Origin of the sequence: Nannocystis pusilla, from assembly GCF_026626665.1 — a bacterium.
GTDB lineage: Bacteria > Myxococcota_A > Polyangia > Nannocystales > Nannocystaceae > Nannocystis > Nannocystis pusilla.
The window spans coordinates 11793586-11818661 of record NZ_JAPNKE010000002.1 but is presented as its reverse complement, the minus strand read 5'-3'; the positions used below and the strand labels follow the sequence as shown (position 1 = coordinate 11818661).

30 protein-coding genes and 2 pseudogenes are annotated in these 25076 nt (G+C 70.9%); 7 read left to right on the top strand and 25 right to left on the bottom strand.

Translation table 11 applies throughout. The features are described 5' to 3' along the window. Positions 1 to 114: 114 nt before the first annotated feature. From OV079_RS60340 to OV079_RS52590, 3 genes and pseudogenes are all read right to left on the bottom strand, one after another. Positions 115 to 222: pseudogene (locus tag OV079_RS60340) on the bottom strand (hypothetical protein); the annotation flags it as partial. After that, positions 179 to 925: an FG-GAP repeat domain-containing protein gene (locus OV079_RS52595; protein ID WP_420829480.1), complete on the bottom strand. Its 747-nt coding sequence runs from the start codon at positions 923 to 925 to the stop codon at positions 179 to 181. The pseudogene OV079_RS60340 and the gene OV079_RS52595, both read right to left, overlap by 44 nt. Beyond that, complete coding sequence (locus OV079_RS52590) at positions 850 to 2733, bottom strand: Ig-like domain-containing protein (RefSeq protein WP_267778232.1); 1884 nt, start codon at positions 2731 to 2733, stop codon at positions 850 to 852. Before OV079_RS52590 ends, OV079_RS52595 begins: the two co-directional genes overlap by 76 nt. 602 nt (positions 2734 to 3335) lie before the next feature. Between OV079_RS52590 and OV079_RS52585 the strand changes: the two genes are divergently transcribed. Then, complete coding sequence (locus tag OV079_RS52585; RefSeq protein ID WP_267778230.1) at positions 3336 to 3566, top strand: hypothetical protein; 231 nt, start codon at positions 3336 to 3338, stop codon at positions 3564 to 3566. A gap of 305 nt (positions 3567 to 3871) precedes the next feature. Here OV079_RS52585 and OV079_RS52580 read toward each other — a convergent pair whose 3' ends face one another. The 4 genes from OV079_RS52580 to OV079_RS52565 all read right to left on the bottom strand — a co-directional run bounded on the left by OV079_RS52580 (position 3872) and on the right by OV079_RS52565 (position 5245). Then, the gene (locus tag OV079_RS52580) at positions 3872 to 4078 is read right to left on the bottom strand and encodes a hypothetical protein (protein ID WP_267778229.1); all 207 of its coding nucleotides are present in this window, start codon (positions 4076 to 4078) and stop codon (positions 3872 to 3874) included. 213 nt (positions 4079 to 4291) lie between these two features. Continuing rightward, positions 4292 to 4576: a hypothetical protein gene (locus OV079_RS52575; protein WP_267778226.1), complete on the bottom strand. Its 285-nt coding sequence runs from the start codon at positions 4574 to 4576 to the stop codon at positions 4292 to 4294. Positions 4577 to 4642: 66 nt separating this feature from the next. Beyond that, complete coding sequence (locus OV079_RS52570) at positions 4643 to 4774, bottom strand: hypothetical protein (protein ID WP_267778224.1); 132 nt, start codon at positions 4772 to 4774, stop codon at positions 4643 to 4645. A gap of 207 nt (positions 4775 to 4981) precedes the next feature. Beyond that, positions 4982 to 5245, bottom strand: a complete 264-nt coding sequence (locus OV079_RS52565) for a hypothetical protein (RefSeq protein ID WP_267778223.1) — start codon at positions 5243 to 5245, stop codon at positions 4982 to 4984. Between the two features lie 74 nt (positions 5246 to 5319). On the opposite strand from OV079_RS52565, the gene OV079_RS52560 reads away from it, so the two are divergent. From OV079_RS52560 to OV079_RS52545, 4 genes are all read left to right on the top strand, one after another. Continuing rightward, positions 5320 to 5811 carry a hypothetical protein gene (locus tag OV079_RS52560; protein WP_267778222.1) on the top strand — a complete coding sequence of 164 codons (492 nt, stop codon included), beginning with the start codon at positions 5320 to 5322 and terminating at the stop codon, positions 5809 to 5811. A gap of 380 nt (positions 5812 to 6191) precedes the next feature. Further along, positions 6192 to 6461, top strand: a complete 270-nt coding sequence (locus OV079_RS52555) for a cation:proton antiporter domain-containing protein (protein ID WP_338089168.1) — start codon at positions 6192 to 6194, stop codon at positions 6459 to 6461. Further along, positions 6446 to 8008: a cation:proton antiporter gene (locus OV079_RS52550; RefSeq protein WP_267778221.1), complete on the top strand. Its 1563-nt coding sequence runs from the start codon at positions 6446 to 6448 to the stop codon at positions 8006 to 8008. Before OV079_RS52555 ends, OV079_RS52550 begins: the two co-directional genes overlap by 16 nt. Positions 8009 to 8031: 23 nt before the next feature. Next, the gene (locus OV079_RS52545) at positions 8032 to 8226 is read left to right on the top strand and encodes a TrkA C-terminal domain-containing protein (protein WP_267778219.1); all 195 of its coding nucleotides are present in this window, start codon (positions 8032 to 8034) and stop codon (positions 8224 to 8226) included. Positions 8227 to 8360: 134 nt separating this feature from the next. Here OV079_RS52545 and OV079_RS52540 read toward each other — a convergent pair whose 3' ends face one another. The 6 genes from OV079_RS52540 to OV079_RS52515 all read right to left on the bottom strand — a co-directional run bounded on the left by OV079_RS52540 (position 8361) and on the right by OV079_RS52515 (position 13383). Continuing rightward, a complete protein-coding gene (locus tag OV079_RS52540) occupies positions 8361 to 8651 on the bottom strand; it encodes a hypothetical protein (RefSeq protein ID WP_267778218.1) in 291 nt (96 codons plus the stop codon). A gap of 578 nt (positions 8652 to 9229) precedes the next feature. Beyond that, positions 9230 to 9457 (bottom strand): hypothetical protein, encoded by a 228-nt coding sequence (locus tag OV079_RS52535; protein WP_420829611.1) that lies wholly within the window; start codon positions 9455 to 9457, stop codon positions 9230 to 9232. Next, positions 9394 to 9840, bottom strand: coding sequence for an RNA polymerase sigma factor (locus tag OV079_RS52530; protein WP_267778216.1), 447 nt, complete (start codon positions 9838 to 9840; stop codon positions 9394 to 9396). Before OV079_RS52530 ends, OV079_RS52535 begins: the two co-directional genes overlap by 64 nt. A gap of 1603 nt (positions 9841 to 11443) precedes the next feature. Then, positions 11444 to 11854, bottom strand: coding sequence for a hypothetical protein (locus OV079_RS52525; protein WP_267778215.1), 411 nt, complete (start codon positions 11852 to 11854; stop codon positions 11444 to 11446). Beyond that, positions 11848 to 12759: a hypothetical protein gene (locus OV079_RS52520; RefSeq protein WP_267778214.1), complete on the bottom strand. Its 912-nt coding sequence runs from the start codon at positions 12757 to 12759 to the stop codon at positions 11848 to 11850. The genes OV079_RS52525 and OV079_RS52520 overlap by 7 nt, the downstream gene beginning before the upstream one ends. Positions 12760 to 12837: 78 nt before the next feature. Beyond that, the gene (locus tag OV079_RS52515) at positions 12838 to 13383 is read right to left on the bottom strand and encodes a hypothetical protein (protein WP_267778212.1); all 546 of its coding nucleotides are present in this window, start codon (positions 13381 to 13383) and stop codon (positions 12838 to 12840) included. Between the two features lie 807 nt (positions 13384 to 14190). Here OV079_RS52515 and OV079_RS52510 point away from each other — a divergent pair. Continuing rightward, positions 14191 to 14331 (top strand): hypothetical protein, encoded by a 141-nt coding sequence (locus OV079_RS52510; RefSeq protein WP_267778211.1) that lies wholly within the window; start codon positions 14191 to 14193, stop codon positions 14329 to 14331. A 163-nt stretch (positions 14332 to 14494) separates the two neighbouring features. Here OV079_RS52510 and OV079_RS52505 read toward each other — a convergent pair whose 3' ends face one another. From OV079_RS52505 to OV079_RS52475, 7 genes are all read right to left on the bottom strand, one after another. Beyond that, positions 14495 to 15148 carry a hypothetical protein gene (locus tag OV079_RS52505; protein ID WP_267778210.1) on the bottom strand — a complete coding sequence of 218 codons (654 nt, stop codon included), beginning with the start codon at positions 15146 to 15148 and terminating at the stop codon, positions 14495 to 14497. 338 nt (positions 15149 to 15486) lie between these two features. After that, complete coding sequence (locus OV079_RS52500) at positions 15487 to 15873, bottom strand: hypothetical protein (RefSeq protein WP_267778208.1); 387 nt, start codon at positions 15871 to 15873, stop codon at positions 15487 to 15489. Continuing rightward, the gene (locus OV079_RS52495) at positions 15854 to 16279 is read right to left on the bottom strand and encodes a hypothetical protein (RefSeq protein WP_267778206.1); all 426 of its coding nucleotides are present in this window, start codon (positions 16277 to 16279) and stop codon (positions 15854 to 15856) included. Before OV079_RS52495 ends, OV079_RS52500 begins: the two co-directional genes overlap by 20 nt. 28 nt (positions 16280 to 16307) lie before the next feature. Then, complete coding sequence (locus OV079_RS52490; protein ID WP_267778854.1) at positions 16308 to 17069, bottom strand: hypothetical protein; 762 nt, start codon at positions 17067 to 17069, stop codon at positions 16308 to 16310. A 122-nt stretch (positions 17070 to 17191) separates the two neighbouring features. Then, positions 17192 to 17716 carry an AAA family ATPase gene (locus OV079_RS52485; protein ID WP_267778204.1) on the bottom strand — a complete coding sequence of 175 codons (525 nt, stop codon included), beginning with the start codon at positions 17714 to 17716 and terminating at the stop codon, positions 17192 to 17194. Positions 17717 to 17724: 8 nt separating this feature from the next. Beyond that, positions 17725 to 18018, bottom strand: a complete 294-nt coding sequence (locus tag OV079_RS52480; protein ID WP_267778202.1) for a hypothetical protein — start codon at positions 18016 to 18018, stop codon at positions 17725 to 17727. After that, a complete protein-coding gene (locus tag OV079_RS52475) occupies positions 18018 to 18968 on the bottom strand; it encodes a hypothetical protein (RefSeq protein ID WP_267778200.1) in 951 nt (316 codons plus the stop codon). The genes OV079_RS52480 and OV079_RS52475 overlap by 1 nt, the downstream gene beginning before the upstream one ends. 1349 nt (positions 18969 to 20317) lie before the next feature. Between OV079_RS52475 and OV079_RS52470 the strand changes: the two genes are divergently transcribed. Next, on the top strand, positions 20318 to 20605 hold the full coding sequence (locus OV079_RS52470) for a hypothetical protein (protein ID WP_267778198.1): 288 nt from the start codon (positions 20318 to 20320) through the stop codon (positions 20603 to 20605). 217 nt (positions 20606 to 20822) lie between these two features. On the opposite strand, the gene OV079_RS52465 is transcribed toward OV079_RS52470, so the two are convergent. From OV079_RS52465 to OV079_RS56960, 5 genes and pseudogenes are all read right to left on the bottom strand, one after another. After that, complete coding sequence (locus tag OV079_RS52465; protein WP_267778196.1) at positions 20823 to 21758, bottom strand: thioesterase domain-containing protein; 936 nt, start codon at positions 21756 to 21758, stop codon at positions 20823 to 20825. A gap of 18 nt (positions 21759 to 21776) precedes the next feature. Continuing rightward, a complete protein-coding gene (locus OV079_RS56965; protein ID WP_338089032.1) occupies positions 21777 to 22592 on the bottom strand; it encodes a non-ribosomal peptide synthetase in 816 nt (271 codons plus the stop codon). Between the two features lie 163 nt (positions 22593 to 22755). Then, positions 22756 to 23112, bottom strand: a pseudogene (locus OV079_RS60335) (AMP-binding protein); the annotation flags it as partial. Continuing rightward, positions 22995 to 24767, bottom strand: coding sequence for a condensation domain-containing protein (locus OV079_RS52450; RefSeq protein ID WP_267778852.1), 1773 nt, complete (start codon positions 24765 to 24767; stop codon positions 22995 to 22997). The pseudogene OV079_RS60335 and the gene OV079_RS52450, both read right to left, overlap by 118 nt. Then, positions 24752 to 24958, bottom strand: a complete 207-nt coding sequence (locus tag OV079_RS56960) for a hypothetical protein (RefSeq protein ID WP_267778910.1) — start codon at positions 24956 to 24958, stop codon at positions 24752 to 24754. The genes OV079_RS52450 and OV079_RS56960 overlap by 16 nt, the downstream gene beginning before the upstream one ends. Positions 24959 to 25076 lie beyond the last annotated feature (118 nt).

The window sequence follows — 25076 nt, the reverse complement described above, 5'->3', positions numbered from 1 at the left end:
CCACGAGCGGCCCCCACCGGTGCACGTGCGTGCCGCCCCACGGCGCGAGTTCGCGCACGCGCGTGCAGCGAACGCATGTCTCGAGAGACATGCCGCGATCGTCGCGCCCGCGGTTCACGGCATGGTGCGCAAGACCTGTGCGGTGGTTCCGACGACCCCGACGATGTCCGCCTTGCCGTCACCGTCGAGGTCCCCGGTCGCCAGGCTCGACGCGTACCAGCCGACTTGACTGGACGCAGGGCGCGTCGACGTAGACGACGTGGACCGCCAACGCGTCCACCGAGGTCACCAGCAGCTCGCCGCGGCCGTCGCCGTCGACGTCGGCGATCGACTTGAGGCGGATCGGCCGCTCGACCGGCAAGCCCTGGCCGGGCATGAGCTGGGGCCAGGTCTGGATCTGCCCGCCCGTGATGACTTCGCGGTGGGCGACCACGTCGCCCGCGGCGTCGCCGTCGATGTCGCCGATCGCGACCCCGTCGTAAAGTGTGACGCCGACGCCCGGCATCGTCGCCACCGTCGCAAACACACCGGTCCCCGGCTCGTACTCGAGCACCTCCGCGCCCAGCGGCGCAGCGCGCGTCACCACCACGTCGAGCCTCGGCTCGCCCGCCACCGCCCCCACGGCGGCGAAGAAGAACTCGTCACCGGGCACGTCGTGGGGCTCGACCACGAGCCCGCCCATCCCGTCGCCGCGGTACAGCACGATCTCGGCCTCGTACGTGCCACCGAGCGCCACCAGATCGGCGTTGCCGTCCCCGTCGAAGTCGCCGGCCCGCAGGTCCATCGGCGGGTGCGTCGACGGCGTCACGACCGGCTCGGCGAACGACCCCGCTTCGCCGAACAGCAAGCTCAACCCTGTGGGCTCCCACCAGCGCCCGATCGCCAGATCGGGCGATCCGTCGGCGTCGAAGTCGGCGATCGCCATCGATTGATGCGACAGCTCCAGGCCGGTGAAATGGGTGGTGCCGGGCAAAATCCGCCGGCCCCGTCGCCGAGCGCCACCTCGACCAGGGCGTCGTCGGCCAGCAGCACCACCAGGTCGAGCGCGCCGTCGCCGTCGAGGTCTGCCAGTTCCACCTGGGTCGCCCTGCCGTGGAGTTCGAGCTCCGACATCACGAAGGCCTGGCGCTCACAGGTCGGGAGCGCCGGGGCGGCACGCAAAGCCCTCGCTCGCACTCCTGACCGTCCCCGCATTCGCCGTCGGCGCCCCCGCAGGGGGTCGAAGTTACACGGCCACGGCTCGCCAGGCTTGCACACATGACACTCGGACCAAGAGAGCCCGCAGATCTCGGGCTCCGGCTCTCCCTCGCAGATCTGCGCGCCCGCCTGGCCGTCGACCTCACATTCTTGCGTGTCGCCCGCCTCGGGGCATTTACATTCCTCGTAATCGGACGAATCGTTCGGCAGATCCTCCCAGGGCGGAGACATCCCGTCGGTCGGCGCCCCGGAGCTGCTCGATCCCCCGCTCGTCCCCGAACTACCATCGGTCTCGCCCTGGGTATCCGGCCCGCATGCCGCCCAACATAGACCTGCCACCAGTAAGTCCAGGCGTATGCGCATGGCGACGAGCATGCCACGGGCCGGCGGCCTGGACCATGCGCGCGAGCGCCTCGTCGCGCGCATGGAGTCACCCCGTGTCGGCTCTTCGCCGGCGACGGATTCGGTCAGGTCCGGCGACGCCGGCAGCAGCGGCACCAGCACCAGCCACGCCAGCGGCCCCGCCTCGCGGCTCGACGCGCACGCGCAGCCGCTCTCGGCCGCGTCCGTCCCGGCGGTCGCCGCGTCTTCTGCCGAGGTCCCGCTCGTCGCCGCGCCGCTGCTGCTGCCGCGCCCTCGGACTCGCCCGCGCCCGTCACCGCCTCGCCGCCCGAGCTCGTGCTCGTCGGATCGGCCGTCCCGCTGCCCTCGCCCTCGCTCTCCTCGCCGCTGCTGCTGCTGCTCGGGGTCTCGGGCTCGTAGTCGTCGGGCACGTCCCAGAAGCCGTCGTCGTTCACCGGCGGCGGGCCCATCGCCCCGGTCGAGAACGTGAAGCTCCAGCCTGCCAGCGACTCGCCGTGGATCGTCTGCACCCCGATCGACGGTCGCCACATAGACCTCGTCGGCCAGCAGATCGCTGGTCGGCTTGACGTGGACCACATGGGAAGAATCGCCGTAGAACAGATCGATCTCGATCGGCGCCTCCACCTGGGCCGAATCGACCACGTGGAATTGCTCGGCGCTCAGCGCCGCCTCGTCGAGCCCGCGCGGGAACACGATCGAGATCCACGTCTCGATCGACGCCGCCTCGGTCGCGTGCCCGCTCGCGCCGTCGGCCGGGAATGTCCACAGCACCGGCCGCGGCAGCGGCTCGCCGTGGAGCAGCGCCCAGTTGCTCTGCCAGTACCGGCGGGCGACCTCCGCCTCGCTCGGCGGATTGCCGGGGACCGCCGGATCGTCGGCGTGCGCCGCCGCCCACGGAAAGTCCGCCTCCGCGTCGGCCAGGCCCTCCGGATCGGCCGCGATCGCCGACACCGCGTGGATGGCGAACCCGACCAGGCCCACCTTCTGCGCCATGCTCCCGCCGTCGATCGTCTTGCCGATCACCGAGTCGAACAGTCCCAGCAATTGCGGCGTCGGCAGCCACGCCATCGGCACCTCGCCCGGCCCGGTCGCGCCCGCCCACATCACGTCCGAGTCCTGATCGAACTCCGAGTGATCCTTCCCCTCATAGAACCGCGAGCGCTCGAAGAACATCGCATCATAAGTCTGGTCGGCGATCCGTGCGACGTCATGCCGAGGTAGAACGCCAGGTGCAGCCGCGCCTCGTCCGACCACGGCGGCGCGAAGCTGTCGGCGATCCACCGGCGATACGCCTCCTGCACCGGCTCCCAGTGCGACGATTCGCCCGCCGCGCCCTCGTCGGCCGTCGCGCCCGGCGTATGGCCCAGTCGGGGAACATCGTGCCCGTGTACAGCGCCTGCCGCAGCGCCGGGTCGCCGACCAGCGCCCGCAGCGACCCATCCGCCGGCACCAGCGTGGCCGCGGTCTTCGAGATCCACTGGTGCGAGACGTTGCCGTTGGCCCGCGCCTCCGTCGACAGCGACGCCGCGCATGTTCCAAAAAGAGCGAAGAGCCAGAGCCGACGACGGGTCATCTGCGTCACGCTAACCCGACCGCGAGCGGCGCGGGGACGACGTCCGCGGACCCGCCGACAACCCCTCGCTCCGCGCCCGCTCGTATGCCGGCTCGTCCCCGGATCTCCGTCGCGGGGATCTCGACCCACGCGCCCATGGCGTCGCGGTCGATGACCGGGCAGTCTCGGGCCATGTTCACGCAACACCCTCGCCAGCGAGACCGTGTTCAAAATTGTCGTGTTCGCCGGCGACGAGGCGCGGCCGCGCGAGCTGCTGGAAGCGATGGGCGCGGCGCTGCCGCGGTTCGGCAGCGTCGGCGACGCGCCGGGCGGCGCGGGGCTCGTGTTCGACCCGCGCTTCGACGCGGCCGGCGTGCCCGGGCGCTACACCTTCCTCGCCGTCGACGACCTCGCGCGCGCGAGCACTCGCTCTCCGACGCCGACGCCGCGCTGATCGTCGCCGACAGCGCGGGCGAGCGCGACTTCCTGGTCAAGGTGCTGGAGCAGCTCGCCCCTGCCCTCCTGCGCGATCGCAGCGGTAGCCGACGACGCCGCCGCGCCCCATCCCGCGACCTTCCACGCCGCGCTCGCCGACCCGGTGGGCGTGTTCAAGACCGTCGTCAAGGCGCTGCTAACGGTGCGCAGGGAAGGCCGCCTCGTCGAGTACAACCGCTCGGCCGGCGCGTCCTGACGGGACGGCGACGGCGCGGGAGCTCCAGGACGCCGGGCCGCGCGAGTCACATGTCCTCGGAGACATATTCATTCCAACATGTCCTCGCGTACAGCATCACCCGCGCTGGCCGCGGCGATGTCCGGGCGGGCGTCGACGTCGACGTCGCCGACCGCGAGGAGGTCGTGGGTGACGCGATCCGGTGTCGGCCCCAGGCCTCGCAGAACGAAGCCGCCGGCGCCGTCGTCCGGGAGGAGCCTCAGGACGTCGTCGGAGTCGCCGCTCAGCGCCGACACGGCGCCAGCCAGCGCTCCGCGTTGTCGCGCAGGATCGGCGCGAGCCATTGCGCCCGAGCTCGAGCCCGCGGTACTCGCCGCGCGTCAATCCGCCGTGCACCGACCCCTCGTCGCGGCGCCAGAACTTCAGCGTCGGCGCGCGCAGCAGGTCGAGGTTCGCGGCCAAATGATAGTCCCAGTCGTCGCCGCGCTGCGGCCCTCGCGGCCCGGCCGTCAGGTCCGAGCCGAACAGGAACCGCTCGGGGTGAGCCCGCAGCAGCGCGCCGACGCGAGCGCGCGCCTGCTCGAGGCCGGCGAACCCGGCCGCCGCGTGGAGCGGGCGCCGCCGCTGGTGTCGAAGCGCAGCCCCGGGTGGGCCGCCAGCAGCCGCTCCAGCCGGTCGACCGAGGTCCGCGCCCCGCAGGTGCGGGCACACCAGCGCGAGCTCCGGTACGCCGCCAGCAGCCGCGACAGCTCGTCCTCGTAGCGCACCGTGTTGACGTGCAAGATCACCGGCACGCGCTCGGCCGCCAGCGCGGCCCACAGCGGCGCCAGGCGCGGATCGTCGAGCGGTCGGTCGTCAGCTCAGGCGTGCCGAGGTACAGCTTCACCGCACGCCCCGCGGCCGCGCAGCTCGGCCAGCGCCTCCGGACCGTCCTCGGGGCCGAGCGCCGGAAAGGCCACCAGGCGCTCGGGGTGCCGCGCGGCCGCCAGCACCGCGTCGTTGCTGGCCGTGAAGCGCAGCGCCGGGCTGTCCTTCGGGACATCCGAGCAGCACCGCGCTCGATGCCGTGGCGGTCCATCGCGGCCAGCAGCGCGGGCACGCCGTCCGGCGCCGGCAAGTGGACGTGGACGTCGGTCACCGGCGCCGGCTCCGCGCGGCCTCGGAGACGCAGGCCGAGGCCGCCAGCGCCGCGGCGAACATCAACACTCGCACGAGTCCTCCCACTGCGAATCGCGGCGGTCGACCCACAGCTCGTACGCCCACGACGCGTCGGCCGGCCCGACCACGTGGATCAGCAGCGCCGCGCCGAACTGCGGGTCCGCCTCGTAGAACGACGTCCACTGCTCCATGCTCGCGGCGGTCCCCAGCAGCGACAGCGTCTCGGCGTCATAGATCTCGATCGTCTTCGCCAGCTCGGCCCCGTCGGGACCGGCTCCCAGTCGCAATTGCACGAAGAGCTCCACGGCAGGATCGTCAGCTCAACCTGCAGGATGGTCCATTGGCCAGAGATCGGCGCGGCGGGCAGCGAATACCAGTCGTGATCGCCGAGCGCGGACAGGCGTCGAGCCACCCCGAGCAGTACCACTGGTCGTCGCCGAACACGTCGCTGCACGGCGCATCGATGGCCGTGGCCAGCATCGCCTCGTCGTTGGCCTCGAACTCGTCGGTCTCGCAGGCGAGCGCCCACGGCGGCTCGGGGGGCAGATCTGGCGGCTGCGGCTGCGTCGGCTCGCCGGTGGTCGGCTCGCCGGTGGTCGCCGCGGCGGTCGTGCTGCCGGTGGTCGAATGCGAGGTCGAGGTGGTGCTCGCCGCGGACTCCTCCATCGCCGCGCTCGCCGTGACGCTCGTCGGCCGCCGCCGCACGGTCGTCGAAGCCGCGCCCTCGCTGGTGGAAGCCGCGCTCGCCCGCGGCCGGAGCTTGCGGTCCGCAGCCAGGCAACAGCGCGATCGCGGCGAGCCAACGCAATCGTTGCAGGCGAATCCGCCGATCCGACACGAGCATATGTCCGTGACCTTGAAATCTCCGTGAGACGCGGCGCGTCGCGGCTTGCGATCACGATCACCGCCCGCGACCGAGCCGGTCGCTGCGCCCTCGATTTCCGCGCCGCGGTCCTGCGCAGGCGGCGCGAACCTCATCGCCCGCAAGCCGTCGTACGCATCGCGCATCGCTTTCGCGGCAGATCGCGGACACGAGCCGTCGCATCGCTCACCGCTCTGTCGTCGAGCGTTGGAGCCACGAATGCCGCGGGCCTGACGAGCTTGCGCCGCGCATGACATCTCGGACATGTTCTGTCCGCTTCCGTGCGGCGGTCGGCCCGCGCGTGTATCGTCGCGGCGCATGGCCGCCGACCTCGCGCACTACGTCCGTGATCTCAGCATCATCCTCGGCACGGCGGCCGCGACGGCCTCATCTCGCAGTCGCTGCGCCAGCCGCCGGTGCTCGGCTACCTGATCGCCGGCATGCTGATCGGCCCGCACGTCCCCGGCATCGTGCTCGGCGGGCCCGACAGCCTCGACATGACCCAGAACCTCTCCGAGTTCGGGGTCATCCTGCTGATGTTCAGCGTCGGCCTCGAGTTCAGCCTGCGAAAGATCGCCCGGATCGGCCCCGGCGCCGGCCTCACCGCCGTGTTCGAAATCGGCCTGATGATGACCCTCCGGTTTTGGTCAGCGCGCTGATGGGCTGGAGCACGATCGAGAGCCTGTTCCTCGCCGGTTGCATCTGCAGCTCGTCGACCATGATCGCCGCCAAGGCCTTCGAGGAGCGGAAGCTGCGCGGCAGCTTCGTCGACCTGACCTTCGCCATCCTCGTGTTCGACGACATGACCACGATCATGGTGTTCGCGGTGCTGACCGCGATCGCCTCGGGCGCGGGCCTCGGGCCGGGGGAGTTCGCGCTGTCGGTCGGCCAGCTGTTCGGCTTCCTGCTCGCGCTGCTGGCCGGCGGCCTGTTCGTCGTGCCGCGCGCGATCCGGGCGGTGGTCCGGCGCGGGCGCGACGAGCTGACGCTGCTCGCCGCCGTCGCGGCCTGCTTCGGCATGGCGGCGCTCGCGGCCCTCGCCGGCTACTCGGTCGCGCTCGGGGCCTTCATCGCCGGCATCCTCGTCTCCGAGTCGGGCGAGGGCGGGCGCATCGAGCCGCTGGTGCTGCCGGTGCGCAACATCTTCGCCGCGATCTTCTTCGTCGCCATCGGCATGCAGATCGATCCGCTGCAGATCCTCGCCAACTGGCCGCTGGTGCTGATCTTCACCGCCGTCGTGCTGGTCGGCAAGGTCCTCGGCGTGTCGCTCGGCGCGTTCCTGTCGGGCAACGGCTTCAAGGCCTCGGTGCGGGCCGGCATGAGCTGCGCGCACAACGGCGAGTTCTCGTTCATCATGGCCTCGTTCGCCATCTCGAAGGGGATCCTCGGCGACTGGGTGTTCCCCGTGGCCGTCGGCGTGTCGGTGCTGACGCAGCTGACCGCGCCGCTGATGATCGGCCGCTCGGAGTCGGTGGCGCTGAGGCTCGAGCAGCGGATGCCGGCCAAGCTGCAGACGTTCATCACGTTCTACCAGTCGTGGATCGAGCAGCTCCGCAGCGCGCCGCGCACGGTCTCGGTGTGGTCGCAGATCCGCGGCGACGTGGTGGTGCTGGCGCTCGACGCGGCGCTCCTGTGGGCCGTGCTCGCCGGCTCCAACCTGGTCCACTGGTGGGTCGTCACCGAGCTCACCGAGCGCTTCACCCTGCCGCCGTGGCTGGTCGAGCTGACGTGGCTCGGCGGCACGCTGCTGCTCGCCGCGATCTTCCTGCTCGGGGCCCTGCGGCGCGCGGCGGCGCTGGCCCACCGCCTGGCCGAGATGGTGATCCCGGTCCGCGGCGGCAAGCTCGACCTCGGCTCCGCGCCGCGCCGCCTGTTCGTGCTGGTGCTCGAGCTGGCGCTGTGCCTCGTCGTCGGCCTGCCGCTGGTCGGCATGGCCCAGCCGTTCCTGCCGCTGAGCGCCGCGCCGCTGGTGCTGGTGGTGGTGGTCGTGGCGCTGGTGATCAGCGTGTGGCGCAACATCGCCCACCTGCACGGCCACGTCCGCGCCGGCACCGAGCTCATCGTCGAGGTGCTGGCGAAGCAGAGCCGCGAAGGCGGCGGCGAGGCGACCGCCCAGAGCTCGCTCGACGACGTGCAAGCGCTGCTGCCGGGCTTCCCGGACATGACGCCGGTGCGCCTGCACGAGGAAGCGCCGCGGTCGGCCTGACGCTGGCGCAGATCGACCTGCGCGTGCGCACCGGCGCGACCGTGCTGGCGGTCAGCCGCGACGGCGCCAGCGCCGAGGTCCCGTCCCCGCGCGAGCTCCTGCGCCCCGGCGACATCCTGACCCTGGACAGGCTCGGAAGCGGCGCTCACCGCCGCGAAGACGCTGCCCACGAGGGCCCGGCGGCCGACCCGGCGCAGCTCGAAGCACAGGACGCGTGATCCACCAGTACCTACTCGCCGGGCTTCACCCCCGGCAACGGCTGTTTCGAGTCCGCCGCCACCGTCTTGCAGCCCGCGCCGGAGAAGTGATCACGAAGCCGTCGCTGCCGCTCCCCCTGCTGCCGACATTGCCGTCATCCCGCACGCGTCCGAAGCACAGCCCGGCGTCGATGGAGATCGGGCGCAGCTCGCCGGCCGCGAGGTGCAGGCGGCGCGTCGGCCGGCGGCACCTCGAGCCCGCACGGCATCATCGCCACCTCGATGTCCTCGCTGCACCGATTGTGCAGCTCGACGCGGACCGTCTCGCCGATCAGCTCGTCCGCGATCGACTCGGCCGTGCGGTCGCACTCGCGCTCGCCGCACCGCCGCAAGCGCCCCCCGTCCCGCATCAGCCGCAGCATGGACATGCCATTGAGCAGCCCCATCTGGCGTCCCTGCGCCAACACTGCCTCCACCACCCCGTCCCGCCCCGCCCGCAGGCGCAACCGGACCACCGCCGCTCGCCCGCCTCCAGCGCGACAGGCCACGAGCCCGGCCCCTCGACCCGCGTCAGCCCCTCGAGCTCGACCCAGCCGGTCCCGCCGTTCATCGCAATCGCCTCGTCGCCCGCGTACGCGACCTCCACGACCACCTCGTCGCCCTGCAGCAGATACCGCATGCGCCAGCGCCACGTCCCCTGCCCGCGGGACGACGAGCCGCCAGGCCGTCGATCCACGCCTCGTCCGCTCGCGCGTCGCCGAAGAGGTCATTCGCCCGAGCGCCGTCGCTACCGGCGGCTCGCGCGTCACCGAACCCACCATTCACGCCAGCGCCGTCGCCATCGGCCTCTCGCGCGTCGCCGAAGTCGCCATTCATCGGAGCTGGCGGGATCGACCTCCGCGCCGGAACCCCGGCCAACCTCGAAACCGGCTCCGTTCCCCCCCTGTCCGCCACCCTCCTCGACGCTCGCTCTCGTCATTCGCCGCACACCCGCGCACTGCCCACATTCCGCCCACGCTCGCCGTCAGCACCCCGAACAGCGCCAGCGGGTCGTGAGCGCCAGGCTGCCGCGCTGCGACGATTCACCGAACACCGGCAGCCACAGCCACGCCCCCGTCGTTCGCCGCGGCGCCGCCATCGTCCGCTCGAACCCGGCCTTGGCGACCCGCAGCCGCGCGTACACGGTGCTCAGATTGACCCCGAGCTCGGCCGCGATCTCCGTCCCCCGCAGCCCCTCGATCTCCGACAGCACGAACACCGCCCAGCGGTCCGGATCGAGCTCGCCCAAGAACGCCTGCAGATCGGCCAGCGCCTCCTGCCGCGATGACCGCTCTCCGGGTCGAGCCCCGGCGCCGCCATCTCCGCCTCCTCGAGCGCCCCCGGGGCCCGCAGGGCCCGCTCGCGGTGCCGCCGGGCGATCTTGCGCGCCACCCCGGCCATCCACTGCCGCAGCGAGAAGCGCCGGTCGTAGGCCCCGATCCGCCGCACCAGCACCTCGAACACGTCCTGGACCGCGTCGTCGAGCCCCGCCTCCGGCACCCCGAGCCCGCGCAAGCGCCCGCGCAGGTACGCCTCGTGGCGGGCGCAGGCTTCCCTCAGGAGGTCGATCGGGCGGCTCGGCGGGGTCGTGGTCATGCAGGCTCCTCGCACCCTCCTTGCAGGCAGGCCGCCCGGATCGTAACGCGAAATGCAGGCAAAGGCCGCGCGAATCCGCGCGATGCCCCCGGAGCTCTCGCCACCCGTCGCGTCGATGGGCTCGCCACCATTCGCTCGCCGTCAGGAGCCGGCCCCTCCGGCTATTCGTCGCAGGCGCAGCCTGGCGGCGTTCGGCACACCTCGTTGCGAGCGATGCAAGTGTTGCCGCAAGCCTTGCCCTTGCGACACATGCGGCAGCACGAGCTGGCCGGTGACGTCCGGCGTCGGCTCCGACGCCGGCGGAGTCGGCTGTTCCACGCGGATGTGGTCTCTGTGGTGGTGCTGCGGCCTTCGACGGTCGACGACGATTCGCCGCGCTCGACGGCCGGCGGAGGAGGTCTCCCGCGGCGGCTCTGGCACCCGCTCGACGACGGGCTCGGGCGACGTCGTCGCGCCGGTCCTCGCGGAGCCGCAGCCCAGCAATCCGGTCACCACGATTGCAGTGAGGACACGCATGGACCGTCGGCGCGACCCGGGTTCTCTCGGAGGCGCGGGATCGATACATTGCATGGCCATGCGGAGCCGGTGCATCGCCGCCTTATCACTCGCCGCGCGCGCCGGCGTCAACACCGGTCGGATGCGCCGCTGCGCTTGACGCATCGAACCTCGTCTGCATCGCCATGCCCCACGAGCCTCGCTTTCAGCATCACGGTGAACGGGCCGAGACCCGCGAGCAGTGGGCCGCGCGTCAGCGAGCCGCGCCCGCCCGGACGCAAGGACCGGCCCCCTCTCCGGCAGTCGCGCCGAGCCGAGCGTCACCACCTGAATCCCGGCGGAACAAACCCGCCTCCCGGAAACCACGCCGGTGGCTCCGCGGCCTCGGTGCCGCGCTCCTGCTCGCCGGTGGGGTCGCCACGCTCGCGGCATTCGCCTCGTCCTCCTCGTCTTCGCCCGGCCCGCAGACCGACAATCGCACCACGCGTGAATCGCCTCATCGCGGCCCGGGCCTCGACATTCCCGCCCAACCCGTCAACGTCCCGCCGCCCGCCGAAAGCCCGACGTCTGGGGCGGGCTCACCGCTCGCCCAGCCTGGGCTGACAACCCGTCCATCGCGCCGCAGCCCGACGGATGGTGGTGCTTCTGTTACAAGACGCAGACCGGCGCCGACCACACCGCCTGCCGCCGCCTCGCCGGCGAATGCACGGAGTTGCTGAGCAAGGTCCAGACACAGGGCTCCGCGTCGATCCTGCGTGGCTCCGCGACCCCGGCCACGTGCCGGCACGTAAGCGGCGATTTCCCTGGCTGCGCCTCGGCCACCGAGGCGCCTGGGCGCGTCGAGTACCCGGGGGACCCAGGCCTACAAAGTCTGCGCGCTGGCGAATCTGAATCACGGCTCGAGCGATTGATCTCTGTTCGCTCCGCGGGCGCTCCGCCTGTGTCGCGCTCAGCCGCATGAGCCGACCAAGCCAAAGGTCACGGCGCTACCGGACGCTGCGGAGCAGCCCCAGCGCCAGCGCGACCAGGGCCAGCGCCAGGCACACCATCCCGACCGCATCCCTGCCCTGGCGCATGGCGGCCACGGCCTCCTCGATCTGCTCCGCCGTCAGCAACGGCTGCCCCCCTCGACGTCCGCCGGGCTCTCCCGCACCTGCTCACAGGAGCCGTTCGCCAGCACGTTCGCCGCCCACACGATCGAGCCCATCAATGCGTACATGGCGGACGGATCGGCCGGCCCATCGAGGATCGCCGCCGCCTGCTCGATGACGACCCTGTCACCCGAACACCGCATGGTCGGCTTGTTGTCGAACCCCGACCAGGAGAACGGGCCTTGTGTCAGCATGATCGGTGACAGCTCTTTCAGAGGCCCCTCCGAGCTTCCCGTCGATTTCGCCATGACCAGCGCTTCGCCCTCGCGGCGGACGACGCTGGCATCACCAAGATCCGCGACGACCTCCGGCCTTTGCAAGTCGCGGCGGCCCATCTCCGCGACGAAGTCGCCATCCTTCTTCAGCAACTCCCGAGCAGCTCGGCGAGTGAGCCGTCCTGCAGCTTGAATCGCAGCCGGACCGGCACATCGCGGCGACTTAGCCGCGTCTTCCCGAACCCCGCGCTCAGCACGGTGGCCTGCGCGAGGTCATTGCACCGTCCCCTGAGCCGCAGCACACGCTGACCGGAGTCGGAGACGTCCCCCTCGACGGGCTCGAGGGGGTAGTTCGCAAGGAACGTCTCGTCCCGCATCCACAACTTCGCCTTGATCCCGCCATCCCACCGACCCAGCACCACCGCCGAGACCTCGATCGTAATCCCGTCCGAATCGACCATCGCCGGCCCGAGCCGCAGGACCGTACCCTCCTTTTCGATGTCGGCTTCCGCGTGCCGGCAGGTTGCGATCTCGCGGGCGTCGAGCGTCCGCTTCATGATATCCCACGGGTCGGGATCCGCGATCCGCGGCCCCGGATCGAGGACCACGCCGGTCAGTTGATACGCCCGCGCCGCGAGCTCGACGAGGCTGAGCTCGATCGACACCCGCTCGGTCGGCAACACGTCGGTCGGAGCGCAGCCCTGCTTTTCACTCGAAAAACCATCGCCGGCAGCGGCCACGATCGCCTGCGCGAGGCCCTCCCGGACGACGAGCGCACATGACAGAGCACCGCGTCGACCCACGGACCCGTCGCCTCCTGTCGGGAGATCGCCGCCCACGGCGACGACGATGGCTCGCAAGGCGGCTCCGTCCCCAGGGGTCGCCTCGCCGACGCGCAGCGTGACGAACGGCGGCAGAAGCAACACGAAGCCGAGGATCGTCAACAACGGCGTCGCCAGTGCCCACGCCAGCGAACGTCCCCCGAGACGGCGATGGGCGAGGCGCCGCTCGTCCTCGGTCAACGGCCCGGAGAAGCGCCGCGGCCAGTACAACAGCACCGCGGCGCACGATCACCACGAGGGCGATCCACAACAGCGAAGCAGCGGTCCCGGCGATCACGGCGAGAGAAGTCATCCCTACCTCAAGATCTGCAGCAAGCGACCGTCGGCCAGCGCCTGCTCGACGTCGTGCGAGTGAAAGGTCGTGGCGATCACCGCCAGACCGCCCGTCGTCATCTCGAAGATTCGCTCGATCTGGTCGCGCCGGCGGCAGAACGCGGCGAACACGTCGTCCGGATCCCAGTCCGCGCGGTCGACCCATGCACCCGAGCCCGCCAGGCGGCCGCCTTCGCTCATCGTGAATTCGTCGGGGCTGTAGATCATCACGCCGCCCACGCGGATCCCCGCGCCCTCCAGCGAGGCGAGCCAGGCTTGCAGCGCACGCTCGTCCTCGTGCTGAAAGTCGGACACGTACACCACCGCGCCGCACTCCGGCAGCTCCGCCGGCCACGGCGTCGCGTCGCGCACCGGTGTTTGACGCAGTCGCGACAGCAGGCTCTGCTCGGCCTCCTCGTGGCCCGGGCTCGAGCGTTGCGGCGGCACGATCTCCGTCTCCCCGGCGATTCCGACCGCGGACAGCGCCACCTCGCCGCCGATCCGCCACGCCGAGGCGGCGATGTGCATACCGTCTGCCCCGCGCACCGGCCCTTGCTGCGCTCGCCGCTCCCTGGCATCCGCATCGACGCGCCGAGGTTGAGCAGATCGCCGTCGTCGGCGCCGCCTCTTCGATGCGCAACGCCACGCGCGGCAGCACCTGGGTGCCCTGCAGCCGACGCACGAGCAAGTCGCTGAGCACGGCTGCGCCGGCGCGATCGCCGGGCTCGATCGGCCGATAGCCTCCGAAGGCGCCCGTGCGCGGCCACGTGGTCGCCCGGCCGTCCCAGTCGCCACCTGCGGCGACGACGGCCCGGGCGGATCGTAGCGCCGCTGCACGATCTGCTCCGCCCGCCGCAATCGGCGCTCGCCGCCCGGCCGCGCATGCGACGAATCGCCCGACGACTCCACGCGACGAGGAAGACGCATGCGAGCAATCCGAGCCCGAAGGCCGCGTGCACGCGCGGCTGAATGTCCGCAGCACCGGCGCGCAACAACCGGCCGCCCGAGTAGCGCGAGCTGCTCCAATGCCTGGAGGGCCGCCATGCGACTGCTCGTGCCCTCGACCTTGACGGGCGGGCAGGCAACCACGACTGCCTCGTCGGTCTCGATGGGTCTGAGCGGTTCGCACTCGGCGAGCTTCTCGAGCTCGACCGCCGGCAGGGCGTAGGTGAAGAGGCCTCGCTCGTCCGAGAAGTCGACCAGCGGCGCGTCGATGGTCCCGATTTGCTCCGTGGCCACCTTCAGCGCACGGAGCCCCTGCGACCTCACGGCGTCGCGGGTGACGGTAATCCACAGCGCGCCGTCCGCCTGTTGCTTCACGCCGACGATCTTGCCGTGCACCTCGGCGATGAACGCCTCGGTATTCTTATAGAGATCCTCGATCAGGTCCATGCCGCCGAGGACGTCCACGCGCGTGCTGACACCCTCGCGCCAGAACTCGCTGTCGGACTCGTCCTCGAACAGAGTAGCTCATGAGCAACAGATGCCCGCGCCCGACCATTGCCCCGAGGGCCAGCGGGCGCTCGACGGACCCCATCGGTGGTCGTGTTCGCCAACTCGATCGCCATGTCCTGCGCGCTCGAAAACGGAGTTGTCGGGCTCTGCCACCGCTGAAGCGATTGGCGCCTCGGTCCGCACCTCATCGCCCGCATCGCGCAGGTGCGGGAAGCGGGAGATGACCTCCGAAGTCCGCTTCCACGCGCTCGCGTCTGCGCGACGAGGCTGATGTGCGAGACGCCGCCGGACGGGCTCGCCTGGATATCATCCAGGGCAGGCATCCTCCTCGTGAAAGAACATGCCTGCGGCGGTTGCGGCCACGCATCCATCGTGAACTCGGAGGAGAGGCGCATGGAGGGATCGGCGACGACATCCGGCCATCCTGGGTATTCATCTCGCCCGGATGATCCTTCCATGCCGCTGTCAAAGAAGATCCATAGGGATCTTCGATGACGATTCGATGAATCGATATCGGCAGCGACGTTATCGACTTGAGCAGAGAATCGTCGCGCTGGTCGTGGGTAAAGATGATGAGATGCTCGTTCTCCCAGACATCGTTTCGCGCCGTGCGCTCGCGCATGTACTCCGAGACCGCGAACCGCGGGCTGCTGTGCTCGATACGCTTGCAATCGGCGTTGTCCGGGCACGAGACCTTGCGAGTCGTGTCTCGTCCCAGGTAGCGCACACGCGCGGCAGCGTCCTCGCTCGCCAAGCATGCGCCGGAACCCGTCTGCCCGTGGATAAACTGCGTTTTCCTGCAGATCTCGGCAGCCAGCGTCTTCTGTTCTTCGATCATGGGCTCCAACGATCGAGACGTCCGGCTCGGGACAGCCGATGACGGCCGTGGGGCTCTCGTCGAGACCCTTCTCGAACTCCTCGTCGAGCATGAACGTCAGCCGGGGCGTCCGGTCAAAAACGACCTCCTCGGCCCCGTACTTCCGCGGGTCCGGCAGCTCGCAGTCGCTTGAAAAAACTCGCTTGCGGGTCGCGCGACGACCACGGTCGCGCCTTTGCGAAGCAACTCATACGCCCACTCGCAGCTCTCCCGCGTGCGCGGACGGTCGAGGACCAGCATCGACGCGTCCTCCGTCAGCGCGTCTTCCTCGCTCATGACGCTGGCGACTTCGAGTCCCATCATTTCGTATTGTTAATGTCGATCCTCAGACGATCGGCGGGGCTCTGCGAGTTCGCGCCGCTGTCCTGTTCGCCCGCCTCGATTCTTTGGACGAACGCCGCGTCGCTGGAAGCGAACACCACTCCGGCGCTGACGATCTGCACGGACGTCGTCGCTGCCTCGTCGGGGCGCTCCTCCGGCCAGCAGCGCAGGCGGTGAAACCCCACCTTCTCGCGTGAGTCGTGCAGCAGCGCTTCGAACGTCTCGTCGCGCTCGACCGGCCCGTCGTCGATCTGGCACTGCACGGCTCCCGGCGGGCCCGTCAGCGTCGGTCGCACCTTGTCGATATAGGACAGCGGGATGGGGGTCTTCGCTGGGAAGCGGCGGTCATTGCCCGCGTCGAGCACGCGTGCAAACTCGATCCTCCGCCGGGAAAGCGACTCCCTCGGCGAGCTTCACATCGACGGCCACGCGAGCGCGAGCTGCGAGCTCGACCAGATCGCCGAGCGCGATGGGGGTCACCAGATCGCGCGGCCCGACCGTCACCTCGAGGCGGCCGCACGGGCGCACCATCCACGTCCAGCGGTCGAGCGCGGCTCGCAGGCGCTCTTCCAGCGGCGCCGCATTCTCATCACCCGCCAGCCTCTCTTCACATAGAACGCGGGGCACGGCGAACGACGCGTCGACGGCCGTCACCAGCATCGCCGCGCACGCCGCCCACGCCAGCACCAGCGACAGCGTACGCGGCGTAGTCTTGCGGCGTCGCCACGCCATCGCCGTCACGATCGCCGCCGCCGTCGCGGCCAGCGTCACGACCACCAGCGCCAGCCAATACACCAATTCACCAGCTCCCCGGTCGCGCCGCGTTCGGTGCGTTCTTCGGGTTCGCCGGCGAGCGCAGCACCGACGCCACCGCCTCCTCGACCACCTGGCGGCCCACCTGCGCCCGCTCTTGACCCGCGGGGTTGGCCGCGCTGCCGATCGCCTGATACGTCCGCTCGTACAGCTCGCCGACCTGCTTGACCAGGTGGACATCGACCAGCGTCTGGCCCGGGCGGAGCGCGCGGATGAGCGCCCAGAAGCCGTGCATGGCGATCTGCTGCACATCGCCCGGCGTCGCGTAGGGCTGCAACACCCCGTCGACAGTGTTGACCCAAATCCGCACGTGCTCGGCGGTCGGCAGCAGTGTATTGCGGTAGTGTGGATAGCCGCGCACGAGCGTCGCCAAGAACACGCGGGCGTGGACATAGTCGGCCACGATCTCCGCCAGCTGCGGCTCCGCCAGCTGAGCCGGCGCGAATGCGTGGGCCGCAGGCGAGGCTGTCGGGGCCGACTTCGCCCGCGCGTCGTGGCCGAGGTTGGCCGCGAAACCCGGCGTCCGCATGATTCGCTGCACGATGTTGAGGATCAGCCGGTCGCGGCGGATCCCGAGGTTCGGGTTGGCGCCCTCGTTGAACTTTTCGCGGACCTTGTGGCTGAGCACGTGGACCGCCGTCTCCTCGAGGTGAGTCGGCGCCACGCTCGTCGCCCCTTGCGTGGCGGCGCGGGCCATCGCGCAGCCGATCCAGTCGGTCACCGCGCGCGCGTCGGGTCCGAAGTCGATAAGCGTCGCCAGCTCCGCATGTCACGGGCGAGCGAATCGCTCGCCGCCATCAGCCGCGTCAGGTGAGAGCGCGTCGCGCGGGTGAGGAAGAAGCGGCCTTTCGAGTCGGCCCCCGGGTCGCCCTACAGGCACAGCGTCGCCCCGGCCGCGAGGTAGCGGATCTCCTGCGACACCGCGGGCGCGCCCGATTGGGTGTAGGCGCGCGCGAAGTCCAGGATCTTCGCCGGCATGATGCCGTGGACCAGCACCTCGATGTCGGGCTGCGACACGCGGAACGAGCGGGTGATTCGCGCCTGTAGCGGCGGGCTGAGCTTCTTGGCCGTGACGTCGTAGCCGGGCGGGTTGGCCGTGGCGACCACCACGATGGGCACGTAGTAATCCTGGCCGCGGCGCACGATCTTCCGCTCCTCGAGCAGCGCGAGCAGGCTGTCGAGGAAGCCATCGCCGAAGCGGTTGATCTCGTCGAGGAACAGCACCATCCAGTCGCGATTGGTCCATAGCTGCGTCGGGTCGTCGATGCCCGAGCCGCGAGGGATCCCCGGCCAATCCGGAAAACCTTCGCGCGGCACCGAGCCGCTCTCCTCGAGCGGGCGCAACGCCAGCGCCTTGAGCAGCTTGACCTGCGCGCCGTCGTCGACGATGAGCATGTCCTCGCTCAGCGCGTCGCGCGGGATCTCCCGGTTGCCCTGCAGAAGCGCGAGCCGCCGATGATCCCCTGGGCCTTGGCCAGCTTGATCGCCTGCTCCGCGCAAAAGCTCTTGCCGCACCCGCGCGGCCCGGTGACCAGGACCGACCGCCGCAGGCGGATGTTCTCGAGGATCGCTTGTGTCAGCGCGTCGCCCGTCATCATCAGCGCCGGGTCGTCCTCCTCGTCGAGCAGCGGCCCGGTCTTGTCGCCGGTACGCTCCGTCTTGCCAAGCCCGAAGTATTGCAGCACGCGCGAACGCATCAAGAGCCTCCGATTCGATCACGGATTTCTTGCGGCGAGAGCTCGGGACAGGCTTGACGAAGCTGGTCATTTAACTCGGTTCTGCGACGCTCTCGGGCCTCCGCGATGGCTTTGTTACAAGCGGCCGAGGCTTCTTTCTCCGACTTCTTATTACCCACCTCCTTGAACGTGCGCATCGCCTCCGAATCACCGACTCCGCGCTTCTCGAGCGCCCCATGGATCTTCTCGATCACGGCCGCGCCCTGGCGCACCAGCTTGATGTTCTTCTTGAACTTGGGCGCCGACAGCTTGCCGGTCTTCGTCGTCGACATCGCCAGCGCCACCGACACCTGAAGGATGTTCTCTAGCGAGAGGTCGCCGTCGATCAGCAGGGCTGCGAGCACCGCTTCGACCAGCGCCGGCGACAGGCCGAGCAGGGGTCCCAGCGTCGCCGCGGCCAGCCCGAGCAGGGCTTTTTGGACCAGCGGATTGTCGAGCCCGAACTCTCGCATCAGCTCGGAGAAACCGGACGGCGCCGGCGCCTTCCCGGCCTGTACCTCCGCGATGCCGGCGGCCTTTTCGAGCGCCTTCTTCGTCTTCGGCGGCAACGCGGCGACCGCCGCCGGGTCGAACCCGAGCGCCCCGAGATCGCGGTGCGGCACCTCGATCCCGCGCTCTTCCGCGGCCTTCAGCGCGCGTCCGAGGGTATCGAGCGCCTTCGCAGCCTCCTCGGCCGCCTGCGCCTCACGCCGCGTCTCCGGCGACCGGGCCGTCGACTGCAACTCTTGTGCGCTCGCGCTCAATTCTTCGGATGCCGTCTGCATCGTCATCTCCCGCCGCAGGTCGGCCAGCGACAGCGCGATCCAGGCCGGCAAGATCGGGCAAGCGATCAGAAGACCCCAGCGCAGGACCACCGGGAGAAAACCGGTCGAGCGACGCCTGACCAGGCCGATGGCGAAGGCCGCCGCCACCAGCCCGCCGAGGATCAGCGCCGGCCAGCCGCCCCCACACCGAATCCACGTCGGCGGCAAAGAGCTCGGCTCGCCACAGCACGAGCCACACGAAGCACAGCACGAAGGCCAGGTCGGCGACGAAGCCGAACCGGCTGCCTTCCTGGGCTGATTTATCGAAGGGGTTAGTTTGCTCGGCCATGCTGATACCTATTCGTCGCACTTCACATTTTCGATAATCATAGTGGCCACTTCGATATTGTTACACCTCGACCGACCCTGCTCCTGAATCTCTGACTTCGCGCGGCCCTGAGAGTCACCGTCGAGGCTGATCCAACCGCTGATTGGCGGGACGAACTCTCGCCCCCCTGAGCGGGAGCGGGGAAGCGGATTGATCGGAGCTCGCGTGTCCGGCACGATGTCGAGCATCACGACCACTCCCGCGAGATCGGCGGGCGACACGCGATGGCTCCCTCCGCTCGAGCCGCAGGAGGAATCATGGCACTTCACGGAGGCGACGATCTCGACAGCGCAGCGCCGGCCAATCTCCACCCGCCAAGAGCGCCCGGCGTCGCTCCGCGGCCTCGAGCGCCTGGACCAGCAGGCCGGGGGCTACGCAAGCGAGGATCCACGCCGCCCGCGTCCGCCGTCTCGCGCGCCACTTCGACGCAGCGCCGATCTCGCCGTACGCACGCCGCGATGTCGTCACGACGCTCCTTTCACAGGAGAACATTCAGCGAGGTCTCCACCCCGCGCGAGGTACCGTCGTCGGGAACGGGCCGCGGATTTATTTCGCCAGCGGACCGTGGCGACGCACCGGATCGGTCTCCAGCCGCCACTACAGATCCGCCGTGCCGCGGCGAGGAGACGATGACCTTCGGCCCTGAACGACACAGAGGACACGCCCCACGCCTCCCGGCGCTTGTGGCGCGAGGGCAGCGTCCCGGGCTCGCCGAGCCGCGAGAGCCCGCCGCGGCGTTCGTGCCGATCCCGCCGGCGTCGATGCGGACGAACTCGGCTTCGGGCTCGAAGCTCCGGCCGGGCCGGCTCGTGGGTACGCTGTTCATGATCGCGATCCTCGGGGCTACTGCGTATGTGCTGGGAACCGCCCGACCCGGTCTGTTCGCGACCGAAGCTGTGTCCGTGCAAAATCACACGAGTCCGCCGGACCCCCCTCACCTGCACCGTCCGTGGGCCCACCGGAGCCGCGGACCGGCGACATCGTTATCCCTGCCCCTCCTCGGCAGCCGACCGCTCCGGCCACCACGCCGAGCCCTCCTGCCGCTCTGAAAAACCTACGCGCCGCCCCTCCCGAAAAACCTCCGCCCCTGCCTGCAATCGCCGTCGAACGGGTCAGCGGCACCCACGGCTTGAGCTCGATCGACATTCGTGTGGCCGTCGATCCGCTCCGCCCGCAACTCCGACAGTGCCACGCCAGCGCCATCGATCGCGGCCTCCTCGCCACCGTACCGATCACCGCCAGGCTGAGCGTGCGCGGCGCCGCGGTCGAATCCGTCGCGCCGGTCACCTCGCGCTCCCCGTCGAGCTTGTGGCGCTGCGTCCGCGACGTCCTCCAACGAGCCACCTTCAAGACCGCGCCGCAGTACGCCGAGGTGACGGTCGAGCTGCGCCTCGGTCCGCCGACTCGCCATGAATGAGTCGACGCCGGTGACGCGAAGGTCCGCACGCTCAGCATCGCAGGTCCAAGCATGCGAACCATCGCTCGGTGCGAGCGTACGGACTCGGGCGACGCGTCGCCTGGTGAAGCCTGCGAGGACAGGGCGCCGAATCGCTGCACGACATCACCGCCTCGTCACGCACCCACCCATTGCGATTCGCAGCCGACCGTGCCGCCGGCTGCGAATCGCCTGCGCCTCACCGCAGGAACTCGCCCATGCGGCGGGCGATGAGTCCGCTGTCGGGTTCGCTGCCGCTGAACATCGCCGCCGAGTCGGCGTCGAGCGGGTGATACTTGACGTGCTCGGGCGGCGTGCTGCGCAGCGCGCACGTGTACGACGTATTGAGGTCGAGCTCGAGCTCACCGCGGTCGGGTTTGCCGACCACGATCACCTCGATCTCGCCCTGGAACGTGCGGGCCGGCTTGTAGCCGAGCATCGCCCGCAGGCCCGCCTCGTACATCTTCATGCGGTGCATGAACAGGTGCTCTTCCGCCGGGCTCTTGAGGAAGCCGGCCTCGCGCATGAAGGCCGTCACGAACGAATAGCGGTCCGCCTCGGCCAGCGCGCGGATCGGGTCCATCGGCAATACCACGTGGATCCCCAGCATCCGTTCGAAGATGAAGAGGTGGTCCTCGATCGCTCGCAGCTGCAGCGCGTCGGTGCCGGGCAGGCAGGCCCACGGGCGCAGGAACACCGGCATCACGTTGAGCAGCAGCGCCACCTCCTCGCCCTGCGCTTGCAGCTGGCAGGCCACCTCGTACGACGGCAGGCCGCCCATGCAGAAGCCGCCGATGTAGTACGGCCCGTGCGGCTGGATCGCGCGGATGTGGCGGAGGTTGTAGGCCGCGATCTCCTCGACCGAGCCGAACGGCTCGCGCTCCTCGTCGAAGCCCGGCGCCTGGCAGCCGTACAGCGACACCGACTCCGGCAGGTGCGGCGCCAGGTAGCGGAAGTACGACGCTCCGCCGTCGGTCGCCGGGAAGAAGAACAGCGACGGCCCGCCGGGCGCCCCTGTTTTGAACTGCACGATGTTGGAGGGCACCTCGGCCGCGTCGCGGGTGGTCGTCTGCTCGCGGTTCTTGATCAGCGCGCGCAGCAGGTCCTGTTTGGTGTTCGACAATGACTGGTCCATGCTCGTCTCGTTTCGTTCTCACGCATCGAGGCGCGCGAGCAGCTCGTGCGCCTCCTCCTCGCGCAGCCCGGCGAGCATCGCCGTCAGCGCATCGAGATCTCCGTTCGCGGCCGCGGCCCGCAGCCGCGCCAGCTTGATGGCGCTCGCCAGGCCTGCGACCGTCGGCGCCTGAAACAGCGCGGTCATCGTCAGCGCCACGCCATGGCGCTGCTTGACCGCGAAGAGCAGGCGCGCCGCCAGCAGCGAGTGCCCGCCGAGCGCGAAGAAGTCGTCGTCGCGGCCGGGCGCGCGGCCCGGCAGCTTCGCGAACAGCTCCGCCACCGCCGCCTCGACCGCGTCCGCCGGCGGCGCGTAGCGGGCCTCGGACGCGACCTCGGCGATCCGCGTCGTCAGCAGCGACTGGCGGTGCAGCTTGCCGTTCGGCGTGCGCGGCAGCTCCGGCAGCACCACCACCCGCGCCGGCAGCATGTACGCGGGCAGGCTGCGGCGCAGCGACTCCAGCAGCTCGGCGGTCCGCACCACCTCACCGCTCGCCGCGCACACGAACGCCACCAACTGGCGCTCCCCGTCGGGCCCCGGGCGGGCCGCCGCCGCCTCGCGCACCGCAGGGTGGCGCGAGAGCGCGTGCTCGATCTCCCCGATCTCGATGCGGTGGCCGCGGATCTTCACCTGATCGTCGAGGCGCCCGAGGAACTCGAGCTGGCCGTCGTCGCGCAGGCGCACCAGGTCGCCCGTGCGGTAGCAGCGGATCGGCGCCGGCAGCAGCCCCGCGGGGTTCTGCTCGACGAACCGCGCCGCGGTCAGCTCCGGGCGGCCCAAATAACCCGCAGCCACGCCCTCGCCGGCGATCCACAGCTCGCCCGGCGTCCCCGGCCAAGCGGCTGGCCCTCGGGGTCGAGCACGAACACCTGCGTGTTCTCGATCGGTCGGCCGAGAGTGATCGGGTCGCCGGGCCGCAGGCGCGCGTCGACCAGATGGTCGTCTCGGTCGGCCCGTACATGTTCCACAGCTCGGCGCAACGCGACGCCAGCCAGTCGACCAGCCCGCGCGGCGGGTGCTCTCCGCCGCACAGCGCCCGCAGCTTGCGGTCGCCGGCCCACCCGGACGCCACCAGCAGCGACCACGTCGCCGGCGTCGCCTGCATCACGGTGATCGCCTCCGCGGCCAGCAGCGCCTGCAGCTGCGCCCCGTCGGCCAGCGCCGCGGTGTCGGCGAGCACCAGCCGGGCCCCGTGCGTCAGCGGCAGGAACAGCTCGAGCGCCGCGATATCGAAGCCCCAGGTCGTGACCGACAGCAGGACGTCGTCGGCGGCGATCCCCGGCCCGCGCGCCATCGCCGACAGGCAGCTGACCAGGTTGCGGTGGCGCACCACCACCCTCGGCGTGCCGGTCGAGCCCGAGGTGTAAGCACGTACGCGGGATCCTCGGGTCCGCCGTGGTTCGGCGCGGCCTCGACGGCGGATTCGCCAGGTTCATGATTCGTCCCCGCCGATCCATGAAGACGCCGACTCGCCGCCTCCGTGGATTCGCGGTATGGACAATCATCTCGAGATTCGAGCCTGCGACGATTCACCGGCTCGGCGATCGATCCCTGCCTGTGCCGATTCGCCGCGCCCGCGGACAGCGCCGCGATGGTCACGCTCGGTGCCTCGCCCGGCACCGCCCGCGTCTCGACATCGCGAATCACCAGAGTCGCCCTGCTGTCCTCGATCATGAAGCGCAGCCGGTCCTCGGGGAACGCGGGGTCGAGCGGCAGGTAGGCCGCCCCGGCCGCCAGCACCCCGAGCAGGGCACCCAGCAGCTCCGCCGAGCGCTCGCCGAGGACCGCCACGATCTGCCCCGGGCCGACCCCGCGCGCGCGCAGCCCCGCCGCGATCGCCTCCACTTCGGCCGCGAGCTCGCCGTAGCGCCACGTCCGACCCGCGTGCGTCACGGCCGGCGCCTCCGGCGTGCGCATGGCCTGCTCGCGGATCAGCGCCGGCAGCGTCGATTCGCGGGGGAACGGCGCCGCGGTCCGGTTGTAGGCCAGCACCACCTCGCGGGCGCGCAGCTCGTCGAGCATCGGCGCCGCCTCGATCGCCGCCGCCGGCGCAGCAGCCAGGCCTGCGGCCAGCTGCACGAACGCCTCGACGAAGCGGCTCGCGAACGCCGCCTCGAACAGGTCCGTCGTGTACGTCAGCGTCCCGCGCGTGCCGCCCGGGCCGGTGACGGACTGGCACTCGAGGTCGAAGGTCGCGACCTCCGGGTCGAACGGCCACGCCTCCGCGACCACGCCCGGCAGCGCCGGCGGCTCGGCGGGCCCTTGCGCCCCGAAGAACACCGAGAACAGCGGCGTGCGGGCCGGGTCGCGCGGCTGGCCCGACAGCTCGACCAGCCGCTCGAACCCCACGTCCTTGTGGGCGAACGCCTCGCGGCAGCCCGCGTCGACCCGGCGCAGCAGCTCGCGGAACGACAGCCCGCGCGCCACCTCCACCCGCAGCACCACGGTGCTGACCAGGCAGCCGATCAGCCCCTCGATCCCCCGGTCGTCGCGGTTCGCGTGCGGCGTGCCGACCACCAGGTCACGCGCCCGGCACAGCCGCTGCAGCGTCACCAGGAACACCGCCAGCAGCGCCGCGAAGCGGTCACCCCCCGCGTCCGCGGCCGCCCGCTGCAGCGCGTGCTCGACCTCGCCGGGCAGGCCGAACCCGAGCTGACGCCCGCGGTAGCTCTGCAGCGGCGGCCGCGGCCGGTCTTGCGGCAGCTCGACCACCGGCAGCTCGGCCAGCCGCGCGCGCCAGAACTCGAGCGAATCCGCGGCCGCGTGCACCCGCCGCTCCCACGCCACGAAGTCCGCGTGGCCGAGCGCCGGCGCCGGCACCCTCGCCTCCGCGCCCGCGAGCTCGGCGGTGTACAGCGGCCCGAGCTCGCCGGCCAGCAGCGCCAGCGAGGCCCCGTCGATCACCAGGTGGTGGAACGCCAGCGCGAGGATCGATCTCCCCGCCCCGCAGGCGATCAGGCACGCGCGCACCGGCGGCTCTCGATCGAGCGCGAACGGCCGGCACAGCGCGTCCTGGCCGCCGCGGCGATCGCCGCGTCGTCCGCCGACGCATCCATCTCCAGCCGCATCAACGCCGGCGCCCACGCGGGCAGCACGAGCTGCACCGGATAGCCGTCGAGCTCGGCGAAGGTCGCCCGCAGCGCCTCGTGCCGGCCCACCACCCGCGCCAGCGCCCGCGCCAGCGCGTCGGCCTCGACCGGCCCGCGCAGCGTACGCCTGCGTCACCAAGTAAGCCGGCCGCGTGCCGTCGAAGCGCGTCAGGAACCACAGCCGGCGCTG